Origin of the sequence: Micromonospora sp. NPDC049301 (genome assembly GCF_040678715.1) — a bacterium.
Lineage (GTDB): Bacteria > Actinomycetota > Actinomycetes > Mycobacteriales > Micromonosporaceae > Micromonospora.
This window is the reverse complement of record NZ_JBFAQO010000023.1, coordinates 1-1,867: the sequence shown is the minus strand read 5'-3', so window position 1 is coordinate 1,867 and position 1,867 is coordinate 1. Positions and strand designations below refer to the sequence as shown.

The 1,867-nt window shown below is 56.9% G+C and carries 1 rRNA gene; it reads right to left on the bottom strand.

From position 1 onward, the window contains the following. Positions 1 to 34: 34 nt before the first annotated feature. Positions 35 to 1,867 (bottom strand): 23S ribosomal RNA (locus tag AB0K07_RS30425); the annotation flags it as partial.

Genomic DNA, 1,867 nt, shown 5'->3' with positions numbered 1-1,867 from the left:
ATCGAGAGTTGCACAGTGGACGCGTAGCAGCTTGGTAGTCAAGTCCTCGGCCTATTAGTACCGGTCAACTGAACCCGTTACCGGGCTTACATTTCCGGCCTATCAACCCAGTCGTCTAGCTGGGGGCCTTACCCCACAAAGTGGGTGGGATACCTCATCTTGAAGCAGGCTTCCCGCTTAGATGCTTTCAGCGGTTATCCCTTCCGAACGTAGCTAACCAGCCGTGCCCCTGGCGGGACAACTGGCACACCAGAGGTTCGTCCGTCCCGGTCCTCTCGTACTAGGGACAGCCCTTCTCAAGTATCCTACGCGCACGGCGGATAGGGACCGAACTGTCTCACGACGTTCTAAACCCAGCTCGCGTACCGCTTTAATGGGCGAACAGCCCAACCCTTGGGACCTGCTACAGCCCCAGGATGCGACGAGCCGACATCGAGGTGCCAAACCATCCCGTCGATATGGACTCTTGGGGAAGATCAGCCTGTTATCCCCGGGGTACCTTTTATCCGTTGAGCGACACCGCTTCCACTCGCAAGTGCCGGATCACTAGTCCCGACTTTCGTCCCTGCTCGACCTGTCAGTCTCACAGTCAAGCTCCCTTGTGTACTTGCACTCAACACCTGATTGCCAACCAGGCTGAGGGAACCTTTGGGCGCCTCCGTTACCTTTTAGGAGGCAACCGCCCCAGTTAAACTACCCACCAGACACTGTCCCTGAACCGGATAACGGTCCGAAGTTAGATACCCAAATCAACCAGAGTGGTATTTCAAGATTGCCTCCACCCATACTGGCGTATGGACTTCACCGGCTCCCACCTATCCTACACAAGCTAATTCGAGTACCAATGTCAAGCTATAGTAAAGGTCCCGGGGTCTTTCCGTCCTGCCGCGCGTAACGAGCATCTTTACTCGTACTGCAATTTCGCCGGGCCTGTGGTTGAGACAGTGGGGAAGTCGTTACGCCATTCGTGCAGGTCGGAACTTACCCGACAAGGAATTTCGCTACCTTAGGATGGTTATAGTTACCACCGCCGTTTACTGGCGCTTAAGTTCTCCGCTTCGCCCCGAAGAGCTAACAGGTCCCCTTAACGTTCCAGCACCGGGCAGGCGTCAGTCCATATACATCGAATTACTTCTTCGCATGGACCTGTGTTTTTAGTAAACAGTCGCTTCCCCCTGCTCTCTGCGGCCATACAACGCTCCACCCGCGCGGGGCTTCACGTCTCCGGCCCCCCTTCTCCCTAAGTTACGGGGGCAATTTGCCGAGTTCCTTAACCACAGTTCGCCCGATCGCCTCGGTATTCTCTACCTGACCACCTGTGTCGGTTTGGGGTACGGGCCGCTAAGAACTCGCTAGAGGCTTTTCTCGGCAGCATAGGATCACTGACTTCACCTGAATCGGCTCGGCATCACGTCTCAGCCTTCATGTGTCGCGGATTTGCCTACGACACGGCCTACACGCTTACCCCGGCACAACCACCGGCCGGGCTCAGCTACCTTCCTGCGTCACCCCATCGCTTGACTACTACCCATCAGGTTCCCACGCTCACCAACATCCGTCCGAAGACATCAGCCAGCTCGGGTGGTTAGCACAACGAGGTTCATCAGGGACGCTCTTTCGCGGGTACGGGAATATCAACCCGTTGTCCATCGACTACGCCTCTCGGCCTCGCCTTAGGTCCCGACTCACCCAGGGCGGATTAGCCTGGCCCTGGAACCCTTGGTCATCCGGCGGAAGGGTTTCTCACCCTTCTTTCGCTACTCATGCCTGCATTCTCACTCGTGCCGCGTCCACAACTGGGTCACCCCGCTGCTTCACTCGCGGCACGACGCTCCCCTACCCATCCACACACCTGCACAAGGAATCA